Annotated in this window: 19 protein-coding genes; 14 read left to right on the top strand and 5 right to left on the bottom strand. The window is 38.7% G+C overall.

Annotation, left to right across the window (positions count from 1 at the left end; all coding sequences use genetic code 11):
- Positions 1-3: 3 nt before the first annotated feature.
- Positions 4-561 carry an NUDIX domain-containing protein gene (locus XM47_RS17425; RefSeq protein ID WP_172656562.1) on the top strand — a complete coding sequence of 186 codons (558 nt, stop codon included), beginning with the start codon at positions 4-6 and terminating at the stop codon, positions 559-561.
- Between the two features lie 121 nt (positions 562-682).
- On the opposite strand, the gene XM47_RS17420 is transcribed toward XM47_RS17425, so the two are convergent.
- The 5 genes from XM47_RS17420 to rsmD form a co-directional block, all read right to left on the bottom strand.
- Complete coding sequence (locus tag XM47_RS17420; RefSeq protein ID WP_048695429.1) at positions 683-1,171, bottom strand: TIGR00645 family protein; 489 nt, start codon at positions 1,169-1,171, stop codon at positions 683-685.
- 129 nt (positions 1,172-1,300) lie between these two features.
- Positions 1,301-1,510 carry a cold-shock protein gene (locus XM47_RS17415; protein ID WP_048695426.1) on the bottom strand — a complete coding sequence of 70 codons (210 nt, stop codon included), beginning with the start codon at positions 1,508-1,510 and terminating at the stop codon, positions 1,301-1,303.
- 251 nt (positions 1,511-1,761) lie between these two features.
- Positions 1,762-3,639, bottom strand: a complete 1,878-nt coding sequence (locus XM47_RS17410; protein WP_048695424.1) for a TIGR00341 family protein — start codon at positions 3,637-3,639, stop codon at positions 1,762-1,764.
- A gap of 26 nt (positions 3,640-3,665) precedes the next feature.
- Positions 3,666-4,046: a VOC family protein gene (locus XM47_RS17405; protein WP_048695421.1), complete on the bottom strand. Its 381-nt coding sequence runs from the start codon at positions 4,044-4,046 to the stop codon at positions 3,666-3,668.
- A 15-nt stretch (positions 4,047-4,061) separates the two neighbouring features.
- Positions 4,062-4,679, bottom strand: a complete 618-nt coding sequence (gene rsmD / locus XM47_RS17400; protein WP_048695419.1) for a 16S rRNA (guanine(966)-N(2))-methyltransferase RsmD — start codon at positions 4,677-4,679, stop codon at positions 4,062-4,064.
- Between the two features lie 170 nt (positions 4,680-4,849).
- On the opposite strand from rsmD, the gene ftsY reads away from it, so the two are divergent.
- The 13 genes from ftsY to XM47_RS17335 form a co-directional block, all read left to right on the top strand.
- Positions 4,850-6,172, top strand: a complete 1,323-nt coding sequence (gene ftsY / locus XM47_RS17395) for a signal recognition particle-docking protein FtsY (protein ID WP_048695416.1) — start codon at positions 4,850-4,852, stop codon at positions 6,170-6,172.
- Positions 6,173-6,210: 38 nt separating this feature from the next.
- Complete coding sequence (ftsE, locus tag XM47_RS17390) at positions 6,211-6,897, top strand: cell division ATP-binding protein FtsE (RefSeq protein WP_048695415.1); 687 nt, start codon at positions 6,211-6,213, stop codon at positions 6,895-6,897.
- A complete protein-coding gene (gene ftsX / locus XM47_RS17385) occupies positions 6,894-7,883 on the top strand; it encodes a permease-like cell division protein FtsX (protein WP_048695412.1) in 990 nt (329 codons plus the stop codon). The genes ftsE and ftsX overlap by 4 nt, the downstream gene beginning before the upstream one ends.
- Positions 7,884-8,168: 285 nt before the next feature.
- Positions 8,169-8,681: a hypothetical protein gene (locus tag XM47_RS17380; protein WP_048695410.1), complete on the top strand. Its 513-nt coding sequence runs from the start codon at positions 8,169-8,171 to the stop codon at positions 8,679-8,681.
- Positions 8,671-10,365, top strand: a complete 1,695-nt coding sequence (locus XM47_RS17375; protein ID WP_048695407.1) for a GMC oxidoreductase — start codon at positions 8,671-8,673, stop codon at positions 10,363-10,365. The genes XM47_RS17380 and XM47_RS17375 overlap by 11 nt, the downstream gene beginning before the upstream one ends.
- A gap of 2 nt (positions 10,366-10,367) precedes the next feature.
- Complete coding sequence (locus XM47_RS17370) at positions 10,368-11,447, top strand: ferritin-like domain-containing protein (protein WP_048695406.1); 1,080 nt, start codon at positions 10,368-10,370, stop codon at positions 11,445-11,447.
- 11 nt (positions 11,448-11,458) lie between these two features.
- The gene (locus XM47_RS18980; protein WP_048695404.1) at positions 11,459-12,085 is read left to right on the top strand and encodes a DUF952 domain-containing protein; all 627 of its coding nucleotides are present in this window, start codon (positions 11,459-11,461) and stop codon (positions 12,083-12,085) included.
- A 150-nt stretch (positions 12,086-12,235) separates the two neighbouring features.
- Positions 12,236-14,893 carry a response regulator gene (locus XM47_RS17360; protein WP_172656561.1) on the top strand — a complete coding sequence of 886 codons (2,658 nt, stop codon included), beginning with the start codon at positions 12,236-12,238 and terminating at the stop codon, positions 14,891-14,893.
- Positions 14,894-14,895: 2 nt separating this feature from the next.
- Complete coding sequence (locus tag XM47_RS17355) at positions 14,896-15,807, top strand: GGDEF domain-containing response regulator (RefSeq protein ID WP_048695400.1); 912 nt, start codon at positions 14,896-14,898, stop codon at positions 15,805-15,807.
- A gap of 12 nt (positions 15,808-15,819) precedes the next feature.
- Positions 15,820-16,329, top strand: coding sequence for a TIGR03546 family protein (locus XM47_RS17350; protein WP_048695396.1), 510 nt, complete (start codon positions 15,820-15,822; stop codon positions 16,327-16,329).
- 2 nt (positions 16,330-16,331) lie between these two features.
- Entirely contained in the window at positions 16,332-18,113 is a 1,782-nt protein-coding gene (locus tag XM47_RS17345) for a TIGR03545 family protein (protein ID WP_048695394.1), read from the top strand.
- Positions 18,114-18,248: 135 nt separating this feature from the next.
- Positions 18,249-20,354, top strand: coding sequence for a trypsin-like serine protease (locus XM47_RS17340; protein ID WP_048695393.1), 2,106 nt, complete (start codon positions 18,249-18,251; stop codon positions 20,352-20,354).
- Between the two features lie 19 nt (positions 20,355-20,373).
- On the top strand, positions 20,374-21,244 hold an 871-nt coding region (locus tag XM47_RS17335), incomplete at its 3' end, for a lactonase family protein (protein ID WP_149865551.1).

The following is a 21,244-nucleotide window of genomic DNA, read 5'->3' as shown; positions in this document are numbered from 1 at the left end:
AGAATGAAGAATAAATTAATTGACGAAGCTAACCCATGGAAAACTAATTCGAGTAGAGAGATTTACTCAAACCCTTGGATTAAAGTACGTGAAGACAAAGTCACCACTCCTGCTAATACCGATGGTATATACAGTGTTGTTGAGTTTCAAAACTCAGCAGTCGGCATAGTGCCATTAGACAGTGCTGGTTATACTTGGTTAGTTGGACAATGGCGCTACCCCCTACAGGAATATAGTTGGGAAATCATAGAAGGTGGCTGCCCGATTAATGAAGAACCACTGGATTGTGCGATTAGAGAATTAAAAGAAGAAGCAGGCTTAGTTGCACAAAATTACCAAGAAATTTTAAATATGTCGCTGTCAAACTCATCGACAGATGACAGAGCAACCGTCTATTTAGCGACAGATATAGAAATAGGCGAAGCTGAACCGGAAGAAACTGAAGATTTAAAACTAATTCGTTTACCCTTATCAGAAGCCATTGAATACGCTATGACAGGTAAAATTCACGATGCGATTAGTGTTGCTGCCTTATTAAAACTTAAAATATTAGGCTACTAAACGATTAGTGTTTCAGCTTAAATAAAAAAGAAAGCTAAAAATATTAGGTTATTAAGCGATTAGTCCGCTGCAACTTTTTATGGCATATTTGAGCGGTTTTAAGCCGCTCAGATACAGAGGGCTAATGTCTAGAAATTTTATCTAAATAACCCATCGCAAAGGCAGAGATAACAAAAGTTAAATGCACAATGACGTACCACAACATTTTGTCAGTATCTATGTTTTCGGCATTCATGAAGACTTTCAATAAGTGAATGGAAGAAATAGCGACAATTGAAGCTGCGACTTTATTTTTCAAAGACCCCGCATCTAGCTTACCTAACCAATTTAACTTTTCTTGACCTTCTTTAATATCAATTTGGCTAACAAAGTTTTCGTAACTAGAAAACATCACCATAACTAATAAGCCACCAACTAGGGCTAAATCAACTAAAGACAGAATTACTAAAACTAAATCTGTTTCTTTAATTTCAAAAATATGTGGGAAAACATGAAAGATTTCTTGGAAAAATTTAATACCCAATGCGACAAGCGCTAAACTTAAACCAAGGTAAATAGGTGCTAATAACCAGCGAGCTGAATATAAAACTTGTTCGATAAATTTTTCCACGTCAAAGAGACCTAATGAATACAGAATTGGGGTAGATTGTATCTTGGAAAAGTATGAATTAAAAAGAAATTTTGAGGAAATAAGCAGGTTGGCGAGTGCGAACCTGCAGAATTCGGATTTTACTCGTGCTTAAACAGGTACTACGTTTTCAGCTTGAGGTCCTTTCTGGCCTTGAACGACATTTAAAGTCACTTTTTGACCTTCTTGTAAAGTTTTACGACCGTCAGCTACGATTGCTGAGTAATGTACGAATACATCTTTGCCGCCTTCTTGCTCAATGAAACCAAAACCTTTCTCATCATTGAACCACTTTACTGTACCGTTTACTTGATTTGACATTTTTTTCTCTTACTTAAAACTATAAATTACCAAACACTCTGGCAATTTTTCTAAAATTTGCACTTATGTGCAGCCTCATAATAAAGTAGTTTTGTACATTTGTCGCACAGTTTTTAGCAAAAAAATGAATTTTTTTTCAATTTTTTCCACCAACACCAAGTGTGTAAAAGTTTAATGACAGAAAAATTAATTTTAAACTTAAACGCACGATTTTCACACCATTTGTATGATAAACAACCTAATTAAAGGTATTACCTCTTTATGACTATGGTCATTTCCATTTCAATTTCTTTCTGTAATTGTTTCTGTAATACAGACTTAATTTCGGCCAGCTGCTCTGCATTTGGGTAATCTGTTACGACTAACTCAAATCTGACAATCAAGGGATCATGCTGAACCACACTGACATTTTTGATATCAGCAAAATCTAAGTGAATTAACTGAATTTGATTCGACCAAGAATCATTATTCATCATTCGGACAAAACTTACTGCCAATGGAATTGAAACCAGCATGGTTATAATAGCTGGGATAACAAGCCCCTTTTGAGCCCGCTGGAAAGGAGAAAAACCCAACCAAGAAAACGTCACCGCTGCCGCTAAAACTATGCCTGCTAAGTTAGTTAAAAATAGCAGGAATGAACCACTAATCATATCCCAATCGAGCCAAGCGATTGCCACACCGGTTGTCGCTAACGGTGGTACTAGTGCTACCGCAACGGCGACACCAGCTAAACTTTTTGCAATTTCAGAGCGACTATTAGCATAAGCAGCTGCCACACCAGAAATAATTGCGACACCTAAATCGAGTAAATTAGGAGAAACCCTAGCACTCATTTCTGTCGTTAATATTTTCAGCGGTATCATTAAAGATAACAAAGCGCCACAGAATAAGGCTAACAATAAACCCGCGAGCAGAGTTTTCCCTGCTTGCGTCATTAATACTTGGTCTTGGCGAACGGTCCCCATAGCTAAAGAGATTAGTGGCGCCATTAAAGGTGCTAATATCATAGCGCCGATAAGCACGGGTGCTGAGTTAGCAAATAAACCTAAAGTCGCAAGCATAGTAGAAAGCGCCATTAGGGTTAAAAAAGTGGCCGAGGCGACCGCATTTTCACGTAGGGCTTGGTATATATCTCTAAACTCTTCGGTCGCTGCGTGAATATTCCAAGGTAAGGTTTTACTGATCAGCTCAGGTACCGCATCTAAAGTGGGTAAATTTTGGGTTCGAAAAATTTCCTTGCCATTACCCGGCTTACGCTCAACCTTTAAGTACCGACCAGGAATAAGTTGTAAATGATTGGCAAGCGTAATTAGCTTTAGACTTTCCCCTTTCCTTTCTCGACCATCAATTTGATATTCAATTTCTTTGGCGAAAGTAAAATCTAGCATAGCGGTTCTAACATGGCCGATAAATTCAGGTAATCTTTTAGGCGGCTCAACTATGCTTTTCAACAATCCCCAAAATAATTGGCGCAAGCTTCTTGGCGCTAAAAATACAGAATGAAACATACCATCATTAATATTCGACTCACCGATTAAGTGCTGGACAAAACGGGTATTACTAGAATGTTGAACAACAGAAATCGCGGTAACTGCAGTAGTCACGCTTTTGCCTTTTTGCGTCGTCAACGTCAATTTAAACGGAATTTGATGCCTTATTTCATTCCATCTTTGACCGAAGCTTTTAATTCGTTGAAAAAAACTAGGTCGTGTAACACGCACAGGTTTTAAACCGACAAAATCTCCAACTTCAATGGTATTAAGCACCATTTCATCATTACACTTCATCATGTCGACTTGGTATGTTTCTTGTTGAAACACATCAACTAAAGCTTCTTCTAAATCAAAATGAATACCAAAACCTATAATACTTTGTGGTGATTTAGGATGCGGTAAAATAGAAATCACACACTTGTATTCAGCCAGCAAAGGAATCACTTGGCTATTAGCATCATCTGATAAATACAAAATACAATGATGGTTTTCAGAGAACTTGGTTTCTCCTCGGAGAATATCAACTAGGTTGATGAGAAACACGTCTCGATTAGATGCATGCCGAGAAACAAGTTCTTCTAGCTCTTCTAAATTTTCATCTTCAACAATTAAGAAAATATTGGCGTTGGACATACAGATTTCCGTTTCTACAAAAGAATTTATAATTGGCTTTGTAATCCAATTACATGACCATCTGGGTCATTAGTAAAAGCTTGCCAAACTGACATATCACTAACTCGGCTAACACAATGTGGTGCTTGGGTGAACTCTAAGTGTAAATCTAGCAGACGTTGATAAGTCGCAAAAATATCTTTTACTTGTAAGCAAATAATTAAATATTCGGATGGCGTAACCGTTTCAGCTTCAACTTCTACCACCAGCAAATTCACAGCTTCAATATTAAGCAAGGCTACTTCTTCAGTCTGATAATGGCATGTCAAACCTAACTTATCTATATAGAATTCCAAAGATTGCTGCAAGTCAGTGACCTGAATTTCAATTTGGGCCAGACTCAGGATTTGATGACGAGATTCACTCATTAAATATTTCCCTATTTAACCTTGGTTTCGATATAAACGATAGCACACTTGCCCTGTTGTTTTTTCTTTTAACTGCACCCAAGTGTCTGGGATTGAGTTAACTGACCAATCTTTCTCAGTTTCGATATAAATAAAGGCGTCATCAGTTAAACAATTTGAATCAACAAGTGCTTGCAGCGTTTTTTCAACTAAGTTTTGATTAAAAGGCGGATCAATAAAGACCAAGTCATAATTTTGCTGAGTATTAGCAATAAAATCTAAACAACTCTGGTTATATACATTAATTGGGGTTGGGTCACTGATACTCAGTGACGCTATATTTTGCTCCAGTTGTCTCGCGATTGGTTTTGCGAGTTCAACTAAGTCGACAGATTTTGCACCACGAGATAGCGCTTCAAATCCCAATGATCCAGCCCCTGAAAATGCATCAAGTACCGTTTTCTCTGCAACATCAAACATCAACCAATTAAATAAAGTCTCTTTTATTCTATCGGTTGTTGGTCTTAAACCTTGGCTGTCTTGCACTTTTAGCTTTTTACCCTTCCAAATTCCACCAATAATGCGAATAAATCCATCTGATTTACTCGCTTTAGCGTTTGGCTTATTTTGTCTAGACTTTGAGCGTGATACCATATCGACCTAATAAAATGTATTTTTTAACATTGATACTGTTATTTTACTGGAAACTGAGCAAAAATCTGAACTTTATGTTGAGAATTTACGCTTCTAGGTCAAGTTTAACCTGACTTGGTTGCAGTAAAATAGCAATAAGATACAAATCACTAAGTAAGAGACAACTTTGTATGAGTCGTAAAAAAGGATTCTTTGGTTGGTTTGGCAAAAAAGAAGCTGAACAACCTAGCCCAGAACCAGTAGCAGAAGAACAATTAAGTTCAATTGAAGAAACTGTAGAATCAAAAACAGCAGCAGAAACTAGCTCAACGCCGGAACCAATCGCTGCGCCTACCGAAGAAAAAACGACATTAGTTGATGATTCGCCTAAATTAGATGAGCAACCGACTGAGTCTGTTGTTGAAGCTGTGTCTGAAACCATCACAGAAGTAGAGCCTGAAACCATCACTGAACCAGAACCTGAGGAAGTGATTGAAGAGCCAATACCTGAAGCTGAAATAGCTCCTGTTGCAGAAGTTCAACAAGCTGCTGAACCAGTGCCTGCTGAAGCGCCAGAGAAAAAAGAGAAAGTCGGATTATTTGCTCGTTTAAAACGCAGTTTAAGCCGCACTAAACTCACTATCGGGAGTGGTTTATTTGGCTTATTTAAAGGCAAAAAAATTGATGATGAGTTATTTGAAGATTTAGAAACTCAATTACTTATGGCCGATGTGGGTATAGATACCACAACTAAAATTATTGACTCTGTGACTGAGTCAGCTGAACGACGTCAGCTTAAAGATGGCGAAGCTTTATATGATTTACTTAAAAATAAAATGCGAGATATTTTAGGTGAAGTCAATCAACCGTTAAGCATTCCACCCGAGCATAAAGGCCCGTTTGTTATTTTAATGGTGGGTGTAAATGGTGTTGGTAAAACAACAACTATAGGTAAATTAGCGAAACAATTCCAAAGCCAAGGTAAAAGTGTCATGTTGGCGGCTGGTGATACTTTCCGTGCCGCTGCTGTAGAGCAATTACAAGTTTGGGGCGAGCGTAATGATATACATGTTGTTGCACAGCATACAGGTGCTGATAGCGCTTCTGTGGTATTTGATGCGCTTGAATCTGCCAAAGCTAAAAACACGGATATTTTAATCGCAGATACTGCTGGTCGATTACAGAATAAAGCTCACTTAATGGAAGAGCTGAAAAAAATTGTTCGAGTAATGAAAAAAATCGATGCCGATGCGCCACATGAAATCATGTTAGTCATAGACGCAGCGACCGGACAAAATGCCATTAGCCAAACAAAATTATTTACCGAAGCTGTTGGCTTAACGGGTATTACACTAACTAAAATGGACGGAACGGCAAAAGGTGGGGTTATCTTTGCGGTTGCGGATCAATTTAAAGTACCAATTCGTTATATCGGGGTTGGTGAAGGCATAGATGATTTACGTAGTTTTGACGCGGATGACTTTACTGAGGCATTATTTAGCACAGAAGAGTAACTACTCTACCAGACATTAAACAATAACAAGGATCAAGCATGATTCGATTTGAGCAGGTTTCTAAAACTTATCGCGGTGGTCATCAGGCGCTGCAAAAAGTAAACTTTCACATTCAACCGGGTGAAATGGCCTTTCTTACAGGTCATTCTGGTGCAGGTAAAAGTACTCTGCTCAAATTGATATCGATTCTAGAACGCCCATCGGCAGGTGGGGTTTTTATTAATGGCCATGATTTAAGCAAAGTCACAGCCAAGCAAATCCCTTATGTACGTCGTGACATCGGCATGATATTCCAAAATCATAGGTTACTAAAAGAGCACACTATTTTTGATAATGTCGCTCTACCTTTAGTCATTGAAGGTTATAGCTTAAAACAAATCAGAAGCCGAGTAGAAACCGCGCTCGACAAAGTCGGTTTACTCGATAAACAAAGATATTACCCTATGATGCTTTCTGGCGGCGAGCAACAAAGAGTCGGCATTGCTAGAGCAGTCGTAAATACTCCACCTATATTATTAGCAGATGAACCAACTGGTAACTTAGATCCTAAATTGTCACTAGATATCATGCGTTTATTTGAAGATTTCAATAAAGTCGGTACAAGTGTATTAATCGCAACACATGATCTCGGCCTGATCGCAAGAATGAAATACCGCACTCTAACTCTCAAAAAAGGCCGTATGTTATCTAACGACGCCCTCGCCTCTGAGGATAGCTTTGCATGAGTATTTTATTTGGCAATCGAAATAACACAGGTGCAAGCCAACGCAAACTCAGCTTATGGCAAAAGCTAATCGGCTTAGTGCTCGCCAATATCCGCCAATGGTTAAGTGCCTTAGGTGAAATTTGGCGAGATCCAATTCCATCAGCTTTAACCATAGCTGTATTAGGCGTCAGCTTAACACTACCTGCCACTATGCATGTGGTGGTTAAAAATGCGCAAGTTGTTGAACAACACTGGCAAAATGCAGCAGAAATTTCACTATTTCTCAATGATGGACTCAGTTCTAAACAGTTAACCGCCTTTGTTAAACAAGTTGAACTGAATTCAAAAGTTGAGTCGGTTGAATTAATCACTAAAAACCAAGCTTTAACCGAATTTGAAAACCTTTCTGGATTTGGTGATGCAATTAAATACCTAGATGTGAACCCTTTACCCAATGTGTTAATTGTTAGGCCGCAAACCGATCATGCCAATGCCAGAGCGGCATCTTTGTTATTAGAGTCTTTGGAGCAAAGCCGAGAAGTCAACTTTGGTAAATTAGATATAGAGTGGTTACGCCGCCTGAATGCTATTTTAGATATGGTGAAAGATGCCATGTCTAGTTTAACCATTTTACTCTTCGCTTCTGTGGTCTTAATTGTGGGTAATACAATACGCTTATCTATTTTAAGCCGAAAAGAAGAAATTGAAGTGTTAAAACTGGTTGGAGCGACCAATAGTTTTATCCACCGCCCTTTCCTGTTTACTGGATTATGGTATGGCTTATTTGGTGGCACACTAGCTTGGTTGACCATAGAGGTAATGGTTTACTACCTATCCGGCTCTATTAATCAAATTACTAGCTTGTACCAATCTAACTTTAGCCTAACTGGGCTGTCTCCTAGCGAGATGCTGGTTTTACTTCTAATCAGTATGACTTTAGGTTTACTTGGCTCTTATTTAGTCGTCAGAAAACAAATAAAGCTAATCGAACCAGACGCTAACTAGCCTGATTTAGCGAGTTAGCCATGCTGTTTACACTTATCGTAAACAGCATATTCTACTTTGTTCCTACAAAATTTTTCCCTTATCAAAACACTAATCATTTTACTTGTATAATTTTTGTGCTTTATTTGACAGTATGGTTAACCTTATCTCTGGTTAACCATAAAGTGAAAAGCAAGATAGATGTAAATTAATATTTACGATTTAGCTTTTTAATTTATACTTCTACTGCGCAAGCAAAGCCTACAATAAAAATTAAAAAATAGACCTGAGTAAAGGTTAATAAAAATGACAACGGAGTTGGCCATGGAAACCCCCCCTAGTTACGAACTAGAGACACCTTATCCCTACCTTGAAGATGCCTTAGATATAGATCAAACAACCTTTGATAGCATGTTTAAGCTATTCACAAAAATTGCAGAACATTGGCAATTAGAGCTACCTAAATCCGGACAAGAATCACAGCTGCTTGTATTTATGCAAAATAGAATGAAGCTTAACTTAAGTTATTATGCTGAATATAAAAACGCAGTATGTGTAATAAAAGAAATGACCCAACAACTTGGCGAAGAACAAGCTTACATCAAGCTACTAACCGACCCTGCCGCTGCAATTACACCACCGACGACCAGATTAGCTAGAGCCAGACAAAAAGTATCAAATGAATTCATTACGCTAGCGCTCAGCATAGGCGGATTTAAAACTTTTGGCGCTAAAAATGCGCTTGGCTTTATTGGCGGTGCAAACATTAAGGATCAAACACCATATAGAGATTATCAAGGAGTAGATAATGCAAAATAATCCAGATGTATTGATTATTGGTTCAGGCGTCGCAGGCGCTGCAATCGCATCAAAAATACTTGGTAATAATCCTCAGGCGTCTGTGCTTATGCTGGAGGCTGGTTCTAAAGTAAAAATGCGAGACTTTGCATTACACCAAGAATACTTAACCACAGGTAACCTACCTTACAAATTTTGTGAAGACGAACCTTATCCAACCAAGGATTCTCGCGGTGAAAATCAGAGCATAGGATCAACACTCATTCCTATGAACGGTTCTAGATTGATGATTTATGGCGGCTCAACTGTTCACTGGGGCGGCTGGTCTTTCCGTTTAAAGCCTGAAGATTTCAAATTAAAATCGAACGCAAAAAATGCAGTGCAAACAGCGCTAAAAGGCGATTATGATTTGTTAGACTGGCCTATTAGTTACGATGAACTTGAGCCTTATTATTCTGAAGCTGAAAAATATATAGGGGTTTCTGGTGATTCAGAAGATCCAACTGTGCCTCGCAGCCAAGGCTATCCATATCCAGCTTTCCCGTACACGCTAGAAGATAAGCCTGCGATTCAAGCTCTGGAAAAGCTAAACATTCCTTATAGTCACATGCCGATTGCGCGCCACGGAATAAACGATTCAGCTTCAGTACATGCACCATGTCAAACTACAGGAACTTGCAAGTATTGTCCTTTTGGTGCCCGTTATGCCGCTGCAAATTACATCGATGCCATGCTTGAGTTTGAAAATTATCCAAACTTTGAAGTTAAAACCAATGTCATTGTTGAATCTTTAATTATGTCGAGTAAAAACCACGTAAAAGGGGTTCGATATATAGACAAGTCAATTTCAGCAACTGAGTCCCAAACACTCGAAGCCAAAGTCGTTATCGTTGCTGCTGGAGCGGTGGAATCATCTAAATTGTTACTGAGATCACAATCGGATTACTGGCCTCAAGGTGTGGGTAACGATCATGATCTTGTGGGTAGAAACTTAATTACTCACCCTTACATTATGTTTGAAGCCGAGCTCGCAGAAAACCCTGATGGCCTAATGCCAGAAATGGATTTTCCAACCCTAGTTTCGCGCTACTTTGACAGCGAAGCAGAGCAAGCTTTAGGCAAATATATTATTGTTAACCCATCATCGAGTATCGGCACACGCCTAGCTAAAGAAATGCAGCAAGGTCATTCTGTTCAAGTTATCAAAGATATGGTCACAGGCAAAACCAATATTCAGCTACATGTTTTAGTTGAAATATTCAGCCAGCAAAACAACAGGCTTCTAAACTCTAACCGTAAAAACCACTTTGGATTACCAGAAACAATTATAGAGTTTAGCCAAGGGCCAGACTTTGATGAGAGATTGCAGCAAATAAAGCAGCAAATGGATAAATTATTTGCCGCTATGAATGCCAGTGAAAGTAAAATCAAAACGATTTCTTGGCGTGCTGATCACGCAGCCTGTACAACCAGAATGAGTGATACAGCAAGCACAGGTGTAGTAGATAAAAACTTAAAAGTATTTGATGTTGATAATTTATATATTTGCTCCAATGCATCTTTCTCTAGCTTAGGTGCGGTTAACCCTACCCTAACTCTATCTAGTTTATCTTTAAGATTAGGTGAGTACTTAAACAAACATATTCTAGAAAGTCTCAACTCAACAAATTCAGAAGAAAACGCTGTTGAGACACAGGGAGCATAATCATGGACCAACAAATAACAAATCAGATTAATCAACAAAAACAGGCTATTTTTGAAAAGCTACAAAAGGCGATACAACTAGAGTTGTCTACTTTACCACCCTATTTAACCGCCTATTTTTCAATTCATGAAAATACCAATAAAGAAGCTGCGAACTTAATCCGCAGTGTATTTATGGAAGAGATGCTACACCTATGCTTAGCTGGTAATGTGATGGTCTCAATTGGTGGTCAGGTCAAGTTAGGCAAAGACAACATTCCTAGCTACCCTTGCGCTTTAGAGTTTAAAGGCCGGGAATTCGAAATTGATCTGGCAAAGTTTTCAGCCGATAGTATCCAAACTTTTAGACGAATTGAACTGCCGGATGATATGCCTCCTCTAGATAAAAACACCAAAGCAACCAATGAAATGAAAATTGGCGGTTACAGTATTGGTGAGTTTTATCAAAGTATCATTAGCGATTTAACTGAGTTAGACAAAACCTGCCGACAAAACGGTGAAAGCTTGTTTTCTTCAGATACTAGTAATCAAATAACCGAAACTTACTTTTGGCGAGGCGGCGGTAAGCCGATTGGTGTCATTGACATAACAACCGCGACCACAGCCTTGGAGCAAATTATTGATCAGGGTGAAGGCGCAGCCGCGACTTTATATGATGGAGACGCGGATGAATATGGCCAAGCGCCCGATCTAGCTCACTTTTTTAAATTTAGTGAAATTTACTATCAGCGCCACTACCAAGCTGATGACAATCCTCTGTTACCTCCAACGGGTGATAGCATGGCGGTGGACTTTACCGCGGTTTACCCAGTTAAAGCGAACTGTAAGCAATCGGACTTTGAGCTTAATTCTGATTTAGCTGCCTTAAATTATCAATTCAATCAAAACTATAGCTTGATGCTGCAACAAATCGAAGAAGCTTTCTCTGGCAACCCAAGAGTTTTATACAATGCAATCATGAATGGTATGCACGACTTAACACCAATTGCTAGAACTATGGCTAAAATGCCAATTGACCCAAGCAATCCAAATCTGACCGGCGGACCTTCATTTGAGTGGGCCGAGCCAATTTTAGCTAAATAAGGAATTTAATCATGGGCTTCAAAATAGAAGTTAACTCTATATTAAGAACAGAAGAAAATTACGAGTTAGAGGTAGGAAAAACCTACCCATTCAAAAAATCGGGTAGCCGTATTTTTTTTGATGACATTCCAGTTTGGTTAACCGATAAAAATTGGCTAGCCCTAGCTGAAATCAGCATTGTGAGCCAAACACGCGAAAACGATACCTTAACAGGTGAATTTAGAGTGGACTATCTTTACCAAGACGAAGAGCAACAAGCCGTAACCAATATGTTTATCAGAATGTATGACGGTGTTCTAGATCCTTATATCTATGTCGTTTCATCTCATGCAGAATATGATACATCCATGGCATCCGGTGTTTTAGTCAGAGACAGTTTAGAAACTGATGGTTTTATTCATGCCTCACCTAAAAGCCAATTAGATAGGGTCGCCAATAAATTCTATAAAGATGTTGAACAAGCACAGATACTGGTTGTTGAAAAAGCAAAACTAACACCCGAATTAAAATGGGAGCCCGCTACAGGCGGTTTGTATCCGCACATTTATGGCCCAATGAATATGGATGCAGTGGTTAAAATTGTACCCATAGCTGAGAATGAGTCGAATGAATACGCTATAGACTTAAGCTTGCTTTAGGTCTATACCTAGGTTTGTTATACTTTTAAGCATAATAAATAAAAACTTTAGTTGAGCATTTGCGAGTCATAATGCTCAACAGACAAATTTTTATTGATAACAAAAATGGAATAATGACTAAATTACACGGATAGTATTATGGCCCCAATCATGAATAATAACGATAAACTCGCCTCTTTATTAAAAGCACTTTTAAATGCAACACCTGATTTAATTTTTGCTAAAGATAAAAATCTGAATTACATAGCACATAATGAGGCTTTCTCTAAGCTAGTTGGCAAACCTAATCAAGATTTAACTGGGTTATCTGATTTAGACATTTTTGAAAACCAAGCATCTATCAATAATGTTAGAGCAATCGACAGCCAAATCCTATCGACTGGCGAAACCATCACTAAGCAAGAAACAACCGTATACCCAGATGGAAGAACCGTAAAAGTCGATACCCTCAAAGCCCCTTTTTATAACGAGGTAGGCGAATTGATGGGGGTTTTAGGTATTTCACGCGATGTCACTAGACGCGTTGACGCCGAAAAACAACTCAAAATAGCAAAAGAAAAGGCGGAAGGTGCTAGTTTAGCCAAATCAGAGTTTTTAGCTAAAATGAGTCATGAAATACGCACACCAATGAATGCGGTGATTGGCTTAAGTCAATTGTTAAGCCGAACCGATTTATCAAGTGAACAACAGGATTTTGTCGATAAAATTCTCGGTTCCGCAGAAGTTTTACTTAGTATTATTAATGACATATTAGATTTCTCTAAAGTTGAAGCAAATAGCTTAACCTTAGAGAAAGTGCCATTTAGTCTGCAAAAAGTCATCGACAGAACTATCACTATTTGTGAATTAAGAGCGTTAGATAAAAATCTAGAGTTTATTCTAGACTTGTCTAGCCAAGTCCCAAATTATCTTATCGGCGACCCAAATCGTTTACAGCAGATTCTCGTTAATCTAGCGAATAATGCGATTAAGTTTACCGATAAAGGCCACATATTAGTAAAAATAGAATTAGACGAAATTAAAAATAATCTCGCCAAGATACACTTTTCAGTGACAGATACTGGCATTGGCATTTCAGAAAAAGAACAAAAAAGTTTATTTGCGGCTTTCTCTCAAATAGACAACTCGTTAACTAGAGAATTTGAAGGTTCAGGCTTAGGTCTAGCCATTAGCAAACAACTGGTTGAGTTAATGGGAGGCAGAATTCAAGTAGAGAGCAAACCCGATCAAGGTTCAACTTTTAGCTTTAATATCGAATGTGAAATTGTCGAAGATGCAGAACAAAACCAAGATAACTACGTCAACTTTACCCAGCTCAAAACTTTGGTCGTAGATGACAGTGCAGTTGCTCGTAGCATAGTCATGGAAATGCTGAGTGAACTAGGTATGCAAGTTGATTGCGCTGATAGCGGCTTAGACGCGATTAACATGGTCAAAAAAGCCAGTGAAGTTCGTCGAGACTACGATTTAATCATAATGGATTGGCGCATGCCTGGGCTAGACGGCATAAGTGCGGCTAAACAAATTAAGCATGGATTAGGCAAAACGCATATCCCTGCCATTTTATTACTTTCTGCATATGATCTTGATGAAGCCAAGCGAAAATCAGAGTTAGGTACAATAGATGCCTACCTTGAAAAACCCGTTACGCCACATACATTAATTGAGGCTATCGCCGAAAGCCTAACACCGGAACAACTCACCCCAAATAGAAAAAGAGGCACTTCTACTCTAGCTAAATGGGACGCAGGCCAACTTGATTACTCATCAGCTAAAATCCTAGTCGTAGATGATAATGCCATTAATCGGAAAGTGGTTACTGGCTTTTTGCAAGACACTAAAATCAATATCGATATCGCGATAGATGGTGAAGATGCAGTTGCTAAAGTATTAAGCACTCACTACGACTTGGTGTTGATGGATGTACAAATGCCCAAAATGGACGGCTATACAGCGACAAAATTGATTAAGCAAAATGATAAGTACAATAAACTACCTATCATAGCCATGACAGCTCACGCTATGGAAGGAGATAAACAACTCAGTTTAGATGCCGGTATGAATGGTCATTTAACCAAACCACTCGATGCCGACGAATTGTTTGATGTTTTGCTAAAATGGATTCCTAACGTAACTGAGTCTGTCCCACTTTTCAGCAAAGTGACAATAGATGAGAAAGATGACGACACTTCCTACATCCTCAGCAAACTCAGTGCGATCACTAGCTTAAATTTAGATGCAGCCCTGAATCGTTGCCAAGGAAAAACCAAGTTATATTGCAAATTAGCCGCAGATTTTGTGCTAGAACATCAGCATAGTGTCAGTGAATTTTTAGCATTTTCTGAAAATAACGAGTCCGATAAGCTATTTATCAAAGTCCATGCCTTAAAATCAAGCTCTGCCTATATAGGTGCTTTTGAGTTATCCAAAAACTGCGCAAGCATAGAAAACAAAATAGATAGCCAAGAAGATTACAGCAAGTTATTAACTCTAGTCTGTAAACAATTACAAAACTTACTTTATGAGCTTGGAAGCGTATTCGATCAAGCTAAAGATAAAAAGTCGATTAAAAATGCGCTTTCAACCTCTGACTATTTACGCCAACTATTACCCTTGCTCCAAAGTTCAGACTTTGCCGCAGAAGATTTATTACCAGAGATAGTAAAATCTTGTATGTCGGATGAGCTTAAACTTCAAATTCAACAAGTTGAACGTTTCGTCCATGAGATTGAATTTGAACAAGCGGCGGAATTATGTGAGCAAATAGTGAATAAAATATCAGCCAATCCCAATTTACAGGAAGTCTAGTTATGATTAGTCCAGCGCTGCGAGTTTTAATCGTAGATGATGAAAAAAGTAACTTAGTAATATTAAGTGATTTGCTTAAACGAGAAGCACAAATTAGCCTAGCCAATTGCGGAAAGCTTGGGCTCAAAAAAGCCCAAGAGCTCAAACCAGATATTATTTTACTCGATGTCATGATGCCTGATTTTGATGGCTTTGAAGTGATTAAAGAGCTTAAAGCATGCGAAATCACTCGCCAAATTCCAGTCATATTCATCACAGGTTTAGGCGACGTAGAAAGTGAAGAGAAAGGTTTTGAACTAGGCGCCTGCGATTATATCCAAAAACCTTTTCATCTAGGTATCGCCAAAGCGAGAGTCAGATTACATTTAACCCTAGCCAGACAATGTATTATGCTAGAAGAACTAGCCAATGTTGATCCACTAACTTCAATCGCTAATCGAAGAAAGTATGACGAGCAAATCACCAATGAATGGGCTGCAGCTCAACGCAACAAAACTGAAATTGTGTTAGCTATGATAGATGTCGATCAGTTCAAACAATATAATGATAATTATGGCCATAGTGCTGGTGATTTAGTACTGTCACAAGTCGGTAAAGCGTTAAATTTACAATTACAAAGACCACGTGATTTTGTTGCAAGATATGGTGGCGAAGAGTTTGTTGTTATCATTGCTGATACAAACACTGAAGGGGCGCAGAAAACCTTAGAAAACTGTAAACAAGCAATAGAAGCTCTAAACATAAAACATGAATTCAGCCAGCACCAACAAATTACGATAAGTATAGGCGCTGTAATTTGTCAGCCAGAGCTAGAGCAAAAACCAGAAGCCGCGTTAAAGCAAGCTGATGAAATGCTCTATCAAGCAAAACAAAATGGCCGAAATAGAATTGAATGGTTCAATCAAGGATCCTAGGAAACCCAGACTATGATAACGACCCTAGTTAAGTTATTTATTGCACTAAACTCAGAAAACTCAGCTAAGCAAATTGCTTATGCAGTTGCGCTTGGCTCTATTATTGGATTAACGCCTTTATTTAGCTTACACAATCTAGTTGTACTGATACTCGCTTTTTTAATTCGAGTTCATCTGGGTACATTTTTTGTTTCATGGTCTCTATTTAGTTTATTAGGTGTCATGCTAACCACGAGTTTTTCAAACCTAGGCGCTAGCTTACTTAATTTGGCCAGTTTGAACGATTTTTGGACTAGCCTATATCAGATTACTTTATTTAAACTAGCTCATTTCCATCACACAACAACGTTAGGATCGTTAATTATTTCTTTGATAACCTTTATGCCAATTACTTATCTAAGTGTCTATTTAATTAATAAATATCGTCAGCATGTCATGGCATTCATTATGAAATTTAAGGTAGTCCAAAGCCTTAAAGCATCTAAATTTTATTCAGTCTACCAAAGTTTATCTGGACGTTAATTATGAAAAAATATTTACGTTGGCAAGGTGCCGTTGGCTTTTTAGCTGTTATCGCTTTATTCGCCGCTTTCATTTATCTATTCGCCGGTAGTTTAATCAAGTTATCAATAGAAAAAGGTGGCAGCTGGTATTTAGGCGCCGAAGTTAACTTGGCTCAAGCAAGTGTGGATTGGTCTCCAGTCACATTGACGTTAAACAAGCTAGAAGTAACGGACGCAAACGAACCGGAATTCAACCTAGTAGAGTTTAATAACGCTGAAATCAAACTGGATGTTTGGCAATACCTAATAGGTAAAACCATAATCAATAATTTAGAGCTAACCGGCCTTGCTTTTCATACTAAACGCAGTTCTCCGGGTAAGGTTTACTTAGAAAGCGAAACTGACAAGCCAAGCGAAGAGGATTCAGAAGACCCGACGTCTGATAAAGAATTAAGCCTACCTTCGGTTGAAGATATTCTTGCGAAAGAAGAGCTAATTACGCCAGAAAAAGCGAAAGCGCTCAAAACGACTTATCAAACAGAACAAGAGAAATTAAAGCAAATCAAAGATACCTTGCCAAACAAGGAAGCGCTTGCTGAATACAAAGCAAAAATCAATGAAATCACCAGTAAAAAAGTTAAAACACCGGCGGATCTAATTGAACTAAAAGAAGCACTCGACGTTGTAAAAGATAAAATTAAGCAGGACAAGGCTTTAGTCAAACAAGCCAAAGAGCAGCTTGCTGAAAGCAAAGAAAATATCCAAACCGCCATCAAGGAATTAAAAGACGCACCTGGCCAAGATTGGGATAAAGTAAAAAACAAATACCAGCTTGATAGTTTTGAAGCAGATGATATTGCTCACATACTATTTGGTGAAGCAGGCAGGGAATACTATGGCTATGCCGAAAAAGTTTACCAACAGTTAAAACCTTTACTCGACAAAGACAGTCAAGCAGAGGATGAAGCACCAGCTAACCCAGAGCTAGGGCAATTCGTCCACTTTACAGAGCAAGATCCGCTGCCAAGCTGGCTAGTAAAAGCGGCTCAGGTTGAGATCTTAACCTCGCAAGGTAAGTTACTGGCTGATATCAAAGAATTAAACAACCAACACTGGTTAAGAGATTTACCGACTCAGGTCCACCTTGCGTCAACTCAAAAAGACAAGGCTAAGGTTCGTGCAGACTTAACATTTTATAAAACCCAAGATGCTAATATTTTAAGCCAAGGGGATTGGGATGTGTCTAACCTGAAAGTAAGTTCAGATAAACAAGCATCGAAAAAGAAGTTTTCGGTCCAACAAACGAACTTAGCATCAAGCGGCAGTTATAAGATTGAGCCGAAGCAGAAATATTCTCATTTAACATCACAAATCAAGTTGAACTTGACCGACTCAGAATTTAGCTCTTCGACTAATTCGGGTTGGCAACAAGACGTCATTACTCAATTGAATAGAAAAGACGCGATACCAGTAAAAATTCAACTATCGGGTAAATTAGCCAACCCAGATTGGGAGATAGATAGCGGGATTAGCCAAATCGTTAAAGACACTATGAAAGCCAAGGTTGATGACAAGCTAGATCAGTATAAAGCTAAGTTAAATACCAAACTGAATGAGCAAGTGCAGCAAAGCTTGAATCTGAATCAATCAGATGCGGCTGAGCTAACCTCGGTTGAAGCCCTACTTGAAGATACGGATCAAGCGATAAATGATCTGCTAAAAGCCAAGTTGAAGTCAGTAACAGACGAGAAAAAAGATGAGCTTAAAGAGAAATTAAAAAATAAACTCAAGGGTCTATTTTAATAGTTCAAATCAAAACGCTTTACTGATTTAAATTAAAAGCACAGCCTTCGGCTGTGTTTTTAATTTGAAATAAGCCAAAATTTGGATTTAAGCGTACCTTTATAATCACCCAATCCAGTTACACAAGGTTCTGACATGAAAACTCGCACCCTACTTTTACTTTTATCTAGCCTAAGCTTTTCATGTCTTGGTTTTGCGGCGAAAACGCTTACCACCAACGAATTAGCACCAACACTTAGAATTGTAGGTGGGGAACAAGCAGACTCAGCCGATTGGCCTTGGGTAGCGGCTTTGGTTTATACCCAAGAAGAAATAGCGACAAGTCTGACCGTGGGCGGTTCTAATATTTCCCATAGGCTTTTTAACAATAGTCCATCTGGCGATGTCAGTGGCATACTGGTCGATTGCCAAGCGGGCTTAACCCAATGCCAAAATGCTGAGAATAAAGTTTGTTTAATTGAACGTGGTGAAAATTTCTTTTTTCAAAAAGTACAAAACTGCGAAGATGGCGGTGGTGTAGGTGCAATCATATACAACAATATAGAGGGTGAATTCAGTGGCACCTTAGGTGAGGATAGTGGTAACCAAATTCCAGCTCTCGCTATATCACAAAACCAAGGTTTATTTTTATTAACTAAGCTTGGTCAAACCACTCGTGTTTTTGTTGCCAATAGCCCAAGTATAGTGTCACAAAATTCAATTTGTGGTGGTTCATATTTAGGGAATCGATGGGTTTTAACCGCAGCTCACTGCGTCGATCAACTCAATAAACCCAAAGTGAATGTGGGAGAATTTAATCTAAATGATGGCGCTGAGAATGCGATTTCAATCGAGACAATTTACAGCCACCCAAACTATAATAATGAAAGCTTTGAGAATGACTTGGCCTTACTTAAATTATCCTCTCTACCGGCTACAAATCAAAAAATCACAGTCGCAGAGTTAGACTTAACCGACGCTTTAGCTGCAATCAATTCACCTGCCACTGTAATCGGTTGGGGCTCAACCCTCGGCTACGATGCTGGTGAAGATGTTCTATCTATCCCTTCTCGTCAATTAAATCAGGTCGAATTGGAATTATTTAATACCCAAGAATGCCGAGAAATACAAAGAGAAGCACTGAATAGAGATAATCCGGATCTAGATTATAGCCAGAGTAGCCTTGGACTGACTGAAAATATGATTTGTGCGGGTATAGTTCAAGGCGGTAAAGGTGCATGCCAAGGTGATAGTGGCGGGCCGTTAATCATTAATACCAATCAAGGTTATCAACAAGTCGGTATAGTCAGCCATGGTAGAGGTTGTGCTGCAGAGGGCTATTTAGGGGTATATACCAAAGCATCTGCTTATAAAAACTGGATTGAAACCTTATCGAGCGGAATAGAAGTTCAGCCATACATAAAACTGGGGGCGACTGGTCAAAATAGCCCTTACCAAATTAGCATCCAGCTCTCAAACAATAGCAACCAAGCTACCAGTTTAAGTTTTTCGTTAAGTGATGATAGTGTATTCAGTTACAACAGCGACACCTGTCAATCACTCCAATCCAATCAAACTTGTCGATTAACACTTAATTACCTTTCTCAATTTGTAACCGAGCAAACCGTGCAGGTGAGGATTGCATCATCAAATAGCCAAATTCTGACTAGCGATATCGAACTTTCAGCACAAACCATTGCGCCTGCTAATCAATTGTTTTTAGCTGACCAGCCAAGCGAGCTAGTAAACTGGTTTAGCGGTGGCGATGCCACTTGGCTCTATAATACAGAGCTTGAACAATTAGAGAGTGGCGAAATCGATAACTTATCGAAAAGCATCTTAATGGCAGAGATTGAGGGTGAAGGAAATTTAAGTTTCGAATGGTCTGTATCTTCAGAAGAGAACCTTGAAGAGCCTGATGAACCATTCGATAGAGTCGAGTTTTACCTTAACGGTGAATTACAGGCATTTTTATCTGGTGATATTAGCTTCTCTAATTACCTAATCAGCTTACCTGCAGGCATCAATAGAGTTAGCTGGGTTTATCAAAAAGACCCGTTTGAAAAAGCGCTAGAAGATAAAGCCTACTTAAAAAGTATTCGCTTTATTCCAAAACCAGTCACGACAACGCCAGATAATAGTGCGCCATCAAGTGAATCCGAAAATGAAAAAAGTAGTGGTTCACTCGCTATATTTAATTATTGGCTACTGCTATTAGTTATAGTTAAGTGCTTAGTTGCAAATCCGAGATCTAAGCGCTAACGCTAAATTAGAGAAAATTATGCTAAATCGAACAGAACGAAAGAAATTCTCTAATTTAACTAAGTTAATCGCATTTTGTGCAATCCCTTTATTGAGTTTATCGACTATGGCTAAAACGATTATTTATGTCGCAAATAGCGACACACCAAGTGTCAGCGTGTTCCAGCTTGAATTGTCATCTGGAAATTTAATCCAGCTACAACAGCAGTTGTTACCCAATTTAGTCAAATTAGGTCCCTCCTCGCCTATGCTAATCACACCAAACAAGCAAAATTTATTAGTGGTTAATAGAGGCGAACCCAAAGTAATATTCAACTTTTCGATTCAGGCTAAATCCGGTCAATTATCCTTAAAGAGTAAAACTGCATTACCAGCAAGTATGGCGAATATATCTACAGATAAAACAGGTAAGCTATTACTTGCGGCTTCTTATCCACAGCACCTACTATCTGTTCACTCACTGTCTGAACAAGGTGACGTTTTACCACAACAACAAGTGTTAACTGACTTGCCAAATGCGCATGCATCATTAATTAACAAGGACAATCGATTTGTCTTCGTTCCTGCGCTTGGTTCTGATCAAATCAGACAATTCAAGCTAAACCTTGAAACAGGCCAGTTATCGCCCAACACCCCAAGTGAATTTCAACTAGAAGCGAATACAGGACCTAGACACCTAGTTGAGCATCCCAATAAGAATATGGTTTATTTACTTGGCGAGTATGATGCCACAATTCACGTATTTGAGTATCAGAGTACTGCCGGCACTTTAGCGAAAATACAACAAATAGAAACAGCACAAACTGATTCACTAAAAGTAAATGGCCTTAAGCACCCTAACCAAGATACAAGTAAGGCTAAACGTTTTTGGGCTGCTGATATTCATATCA

Origin of the sequence: Catenovulum maritimum (assembly GCF_001050375.1) — a bacterium.
Lineage (GTDB): Bacteria > Pseudomonadota > Gammaproteobacteria > Enterobacterales > Alteromonadaceae > Catenovulum > Catenovulum maritimum.
This window is presented reverse-complemented; position numbering and strand designations above follow the sequence as displayed.

Excerpts from the sequence above, each read along its gene's own strand:
- XM47_RS17425 (WP_172656562.1), top strand. The coding sequence starts at position 4 with ATGAAGAATAAATTAATTGACGAAGCTAACCCATGGAAAACTAATTCG.
- XM47_RS17415 (WP_048695426.1), bottom strand. The coding sequence starts at position 1,510 with ATGTCAAATCAAGTAAACGGTACAGTAAAGTGGTTCAATGATGAGAAA.
- XM47_RS17410 (WP_048695424.1), bottom strand. The coding sequence starts at position 3,639 with ATGTCCAACGCCAATATTTTCTTAATTGTTGAAGATGAAAATTTAGAA.
- XM47_RS17405 (WP_048695421.1), bottom strand. The coding sequence starts at position 4,046 with ATGAGTGAATCTCGTCATCAAATCCTGAGTCTGGCCCAAATTGAAATT.
- rsmD (WP_048695419.1), bottom strand. The coding sequence starts at position 4,679 with ATGGTATCACGCTCAAAGTCTAGACAAAATAAGCCAAACGCTAAAGCG.
- ftsY (WP_048695416.1), top strand. The coding sequence starts at position 4,850 with ATGAGTCGTAAAAAAGGATTCTTTGGTTGGTTTGGCAAAAAAGAAGCT.
- ftsE (WP_048695415.1), top strand. The coding sequence starts at position 6,211 with ATGATTCGATTTGAGCAGGTTTCTAAAACTTATCGCGGTGGTCATCAG.
- ftsX (WP_048695412.1), top strand. The coding sequence starts at position 6,894 with ATGAGTATTTTATTTGGCAATCGAAATAACACAGGTGCAAGCCAACGC.
- XM47_RS17380 (WP_048695410.1), top strand. The coding sequence starts at position 8,169 with ATGACAACGGAGTTGGCCATGGAAACCCCCCCTAGTTACGAACTAGAG.
- XM47_RS17375 (WP_048695407.1), top strand. The coding sequence starts at position 8,671 with ATGCAAAATAATCCAGATGTATTGATTATTGGTTCAGGCGTCGCAGGC.
- XM47_RS17370 (WP_048695406.1), top strand. The coding sequence starts at position 10,368 with ATGGACCAACAAATAACAAATCAGATTAATCAACAAAAACAGGCTATT.
- XM47_RS18980 (WP_048695404.1), top strand. The coding sequence starts at position 11,459 with ATGGGCTTCAAAATAGAAGTTAACTCTATATTAAGAACAGAAGAAAAT.
- XM47_RS17360 (WP_172656561.1), top strand. The coding sequence starts at position 12,236 with ATGAATAATAACGATAAACTCGCCTCTTTATTAAAAGCACTTTTAAAT.
- XM47_RS17355 (WP_048695400.1), top strand. The coding sequence starts at position 14,896 with ATGATTAGTCCAGCGCTGCGAGTTTTAATCGTAGATGATGAAAAAAGT.
- XM47_RS17350 (WP_048695396.1), top strand. The coding sequence starts at position 15,820 with ATGATAACGACCCTAGTTAAGTTATTTATTGCACTAAACTCAGAAAAC.
- XM47_RS17345 (WP_048695394.1), top strand. The coding sequence starts at position 16,332 with ATGAAAAAATATTTACGTTGGCAAGGTGCCGTTGGCTTTTTAGCTGTT.
- XM47_RS17340 (WP_048695393.1), top strand. The coding sequence starts at position 18,249 with ATGAAAACTCGCACCCTACTTTTACTTTTATCTAGCCTAAGCTTTTCA.